At 59.6% G+C, this 4607-nt stretch carries 5 protein-coding genes; 2 read left to right on the forward strand and 3 right to left on the reverse strand.

Going from position 1 to position 4607, the window contains the following annotated elements; genetic code table 11:
* The first annotated feature begins 690 nt into the window (after positions 1–690).
* Positions 691–2103: an amino acid permease gene (locus F8N49_RS25745; protein ID WP_071171407.1), complete on the forward strand. Its 1413-nt coding sequence runs from the start codon at positions 691–693 to the stop codon at positions 2101–2103.
* A gap of 224 nt (positions 2104–2327) precedes the next feature.
* Complete coding sequence (gene arfB, locus F8N49_RS25750; protein WP_071171408.1) at positions 2328–2741, forward strand: alternative ribosome rescue aminoacyl-tRNA hydrolase ArfB; 414 nt, start codon at positions 2328–2330, stop codon at positions 2739–2741.
* Here the strand turns inward: arfB and F8N49_RS25755 are convergent.
* The 3 genes from F8N49_RS25755 to F8N49_RS28395 form a co-directional block, all read right to left on the reverse strand.
* Positions 2738–3925 carry an MFS transporter gene (locus F8N49_RS25755; protein ID WP_071171413.1) on the reverse strand — a complete coding sequence of 396 codons (1188 nt, stop codon included), beginning with the start codon at positions 3923–3925 and terminating at the stop codon, positions 2738–2740. The genes arfB and F8N49_RS25755 overlap by 4 nt on opposite strands.
* 112 nt (positions 3926–4037) lie before the next feature.
* Entirely contained in the window at positions 4038–4220 is a 183-nt protein-coding gene (locus tag F8N49_RS25760; RefSeq protein WP_039761215.1) for a hypothetical protein, read from the reverse strand.
* Between the two features lie 70 nt (positions 4221–4290).
* Complete coding sequence (locus tag F8N49_RS28395) at positions 4291–4422, reverse strand: hypothetical protein (RefSeq protein ID WP_016771117.1); 132 nt, start codon at positions 4420–4422, stop codon at positions 4291–4293.
* Between the last annotated feature and the right edge of the window lie 185 nt (positions 4423–4607).

The following is a 4607-nucleotide window of genomic DNA, read 5'->3' on the forward strand; positions in this document are numbered from 1 at the left end:
GACCGTCAATATGCAGACGTCCTACAGAAAATTCTGGTTCGTAAAATATTCGTTACGCGTTGTAAAGAAAACCTGACGATATTGGCCCGCCAACCCGGTGATTTCCCGTCTCGCCCTCCGTTGTAAGGAAAAGCTTCCGTAACCCGACGCAGCGTGCGCCACGCAGGGCTCTGGCGCGCTTGTTTCCAGCCTTCAGGCAGGGTGTCATGCGCCCCATGCCTGTCGTGCAGGCGAATAACAAGAAGGAGGCGCAATGTACGCCGCGACTGATTTCCACTTCTCCCCGTGGGACGGTTTTCTCCTCGTCCCCGTCGATGGCCTGCAAAGGCCTGACTCACATTTTGCAGCCGCTCGGCACTGTCGAGGCGGACACATGCAATCCCGGCAACCGACACGCTGATCAGGCGGGTCTGGCAGCAGGGGGTTAGCGGTGTACAATGCGCCGCGTTTTAACTGTGACCCTCTGCGTAATCGCAAAAATCTCGAGGCTATCCGCCTTGTTCACTCCGCCGCGCCACAAGCGTGCCGGGTTCGATTTCGTCACAGATAAAAACAAACAGGTGACGCATGACCGTTGTAAATGAGCTGAACTCCTGGTGCCTGCGCTGGGGTTTGATCGGGGCTGCCTGAAATCGCAACCTTGCAGCAACGTCTACTGAACATCATCAAACCTTGCGTGAGACCTTTTTCATGAGTGGACAACCCTCGCAATCAGGCGAGCTGAAACGCGGCCTGAAAAATCGCCATATTCAACTGATCGCCCTCGGTGGCGCGATCGGTACCGGATTGTTCCTCGGTTCTGCCGGGGTACTGAAATCCGCCGGCCCGTCGATGATCCTCGGCTACGCCATCTGCGGCTTCATCGCCTTCATGATCATGCGCCAGCTCGGCGAAATGATCGTCGAAGAGCCGGTGGCCGGCTCCTTCAGCCATTTCGCGCACAAATACTGGGGCGGTTTCGCCGGGTTCCTGTCGGGCTGGAACTGCTGGATTCTGTACATTCTGGTGGGCATGTCCGAGCTGACAGCGGTCGGCAAGTACATCCATTACTGGGCGCCGGACATCCCGACCTGGGTCTCCGCTGCTGCATTCTTCGTGCTGATCAACGCGATCAATCTGGCCAACGTCAAAGTCTTCGGTGAAGCCGAATTCTGGTTTGCGATCATCAAGGTTGTGGCCATCGTTGGCATGATCGCGCTGGGCAGCTACCTGTTGGTCAGCGGCCACGGCGGCCCGCAAGCCTCGGTGAGCAACCTGTGGTCCCACGGCGGTTTCTTCCCCAACGGGGTGAGCGGTCTGGTGATGGCCATGGCGATCATCATGTTCTCTTTCGGCGGTCTGGAAATGCTCGGTTTCACCGCCGCTGAAGCCGACAAGCCGAAAACCGTGATCCCGAAAGCGATCAACCAGGTGATCTACCGCATCCTGATTTTCTACATTGGCGCACTGGTGATCCTGCTGTCGCTGACCCCGTGGGACAGCCTGCTGGAAACCCTCAACGCGTCCGGCGATTCCTACAGCGGCAGCCCGTTCGTGCAGGTGTTCTCGATGCTCGGCAGCAATACCGCCGCGCACATCCTCAACTTCGTCGTGCTGACCGCTGCGCTGTCGGTATACAACAGCGGCACCTACTGCAACAGCCGCATGCTGCTGGGCATGGCCGAGCAGGGCGATGCGCCGAAAGGTCTGGCGAAGATCGACAAGCGCGGCGTGCCGGTGCGTTCGATTCTGGCGTCGGCGGCAGTGACGCTGGTTGCCGTGCTGCTCAACTACCTGATCCCGCAGCACGCGCTGGAACTGCTGATGTCGCTGGTGGTTGCGACGCTGGTGATCAACTGGGCGATGATCAGCTACTCGCACTTCAAGTTCCGCCAGCACATGAACCAGACCAAACAGACGCCACTGTTCAAAGCGCTGTGGTACCCGTACGGCAACTTCGTCTGCCTGGCGTTCGTGGTGTTCATCCTCGGCGTGATGCTGCTGATCCCGGGGATTCAGATCTCGGTGTATGCGATTCCGGTGTGGGTGGTGTTCATGTGGGTCTGCTACCTGATCAAGAACAAGCGCAGTGTGCAGGCGGTGGTGGCTGCAACAGCGAAATAACCTCGCAGGCAGAAACGACAAACCCGGCCAGAGTGCCGGGTTTGTTGTTTTGAAATGGAAAAATCCGGCATCACACCGAACCCTGTGGGAGCGAAACTGCTCGCGAAAGCGGTCCATCAGAAACATCTGCATCGACTGACACACCGCCTTCGCGAGCAGGCTCGCTCCCACAGAGGTTGAGTGAATCAGGTTATCCTGCACGCTCTGATTACGGACGCTTTTCCATGCTGGTGATTTCCAACAACGTGCATCTGCCGGATGCCGAGATCGAATTGACCGCCATCCGCGCGCAAGGCGCCGGTGGGCAGAACGTCAACAAGGTCTCCAGTGCCGTGCACTTGCGCTTCGACATTCCCAACTCGTCATTGCCGGAGTTCTACAAGGAACGTCTGCTGGCCCTGCGTGACAGCCGTATCACCAGCGATGGCGTGCTGATCATCAAGGCGCAGCAATACCGAACCCAGGAAGCCAACCGCGCCGATGCGCTGGAGCGGCTGGTCGAGCTGATTCTCAGCGCCACCAAGGTGGAAAAGAAACGTCGTCCGACCAAACCGACCCTCGGTTCGAAGAAGCGTCGGCTGGAGTCGAAAACCAAGCGCGGCAGCATCAAGGCCGGGCGCGGCAAGGTGGACTTCTAAACCTCGCGATACTTCGCCGTGTGCTTGTACAGATAGACACTCAAGCCAAGGCCGCTCAACGCTGCAAATGCGGCGAACAAGAAAATCGAAGCAAAACCGAATCCTGCTGCGATCGCCCCGGCCAGCGGCCCGGTGATCCCCAGCGACAAATCAATGAACAGCGAATAGGCACCGACCGCCGCGCCACGGCTTGAGGCCGGCACCAGATTCACCGCTTCCACGCCCAGCGCCGGGAATACCAGCGAGAAGCCAAAGCCGCTCAGCGCCGCACCGGCCAGTGCCCAATGCGCATCCGGAGCAATCCACAACAGCAACAGTCCCAACGTTTCCACCGACAGGCAGGCAATCGCCACGCGGAAGCCGCCGAGGCGGTTGATCAGATTGCCGAACAGCAGCCGCGCGCCGATGAAGCTGGCGCCGAACAGGCTCAGGCACAGCACGGCGTTGTCCCAGTGCTGGGTCGCGTAGTACAGGGTGATGAAAGTGGCGATTGTGCCGAAGCCGATCGAGCCCAGCGCGAGCCCGCAGCCGTGGGGGAAGACTTTGCCCAGCACATGCATGAACGGCAGGCGTTCACCGGCGACGATCGGCGCGGCGGTCTTCGGCCATGCCAGCGCCAGACCGAGCAGGGCGAGGAGGATGATGCTCACGCCCATGCTCCACAGCCCCAACCGGCTCACCAGCCACACACCGAACGGCGCGCCGATCGCCAGGGCGCCGTAACTGGCGATGCCGTTCCAGGAAATCACTTTCGCCGTATTCGCCGCGCCAACCCGGCCGATGCCCCAGCCAATCGAGCCCGAGCCGACCAGGCTTTCCGCACTGCCCAGCACCAGACGGCCGATCAACAGGCTGATCAGACTGAGCAGTGGCAGGTTCGGTGTCCACGCGGAAACCAGCATGAACACACCGCTCAAGCCGCAACCAGCGAGGCCAATCATCACTGCGCGTTTACTGCCCTGGTTGTCGATGATCTTGCCGGCATATGGACGGCTGAGCAGGGTGGCGAGGTATTGCACGCTGATCACCAGCCCGGCGATCACCGCACCGAAACCCAGGTCACTGTGGACATAGCCCGGCAGCACGGCGAGCGGGATGCCGATGTTCAGGTAACCGATAAAGGTGAAGAGGACGATGGAGACAACTTGCAGCGTAACCGCCAGCGGACGCTGGGGCTCGGATATAGACGACATGGGTAACGATCCACGGGAGCAGCAGATTAGATAGGCTGCTCATGATACCGGCGTGAACCGTTCAGGGGCGGGGAAAAGTAAAACTATTTGCCGGGCGGCGCTTTCAGGATTTCGCCGGGGCCACCAATTGCGTGGTGACGAGGGCGGCGAGGGCGTTTTCTTCGCTGCCGAAACGTTCGAGCAGGGCAGCTTGCTTCTCGGGTGAGAGGCGATTCCAGATCTCGATCATCTTCTCGGTGGCGCCGATCAGCACGGCAGCTTGGCTTTCGGAGAATTCGTCGGTCATGGCGGGCTCGGGTTTCAGGCAGTGTGGAAAGCGCATGTTAGCGCTTTCCACACGGTCTGTACGGCGGGTCTTACTCTTCGCTGTCGGCTTTGCGGCTGTCAGCGGCTTCTTGCGGCTCGGGCTTTTCGGCGCCGGCGTGTTGCGGGGTCGTCTGCTCAGGTACGTGCAGGCTTGGGAAGGGGAGATTGGGAATCTCGTGCATGGGTGCGCTCCTCGCTAAGTCTGTTGATAGATCAGGTGCTCCGCGCTTTACAAAGCCTGCGCAGGATACAGCAGGAAAAATGACAATCAGACTTTTAATTCAAATTAATGCGACAGATGGCCGCAGGGAGGCAAGAGCTGGGTCTGCTGATCGTTCCCACGCTCTGCGTGGGAATGCCTCAATGG

Source organism: Pseudomonas sp. GXM4 (assembly GCF_008923895.1).
Taxonomy (GTDB): domain Bacteria; phylum Pseudomonadota; class Gammaproteobacteria; order Pseudomonadales; family Pseudomonadaceae; genus Aquipseudomonas; species Aquipseudomonas atacamensis.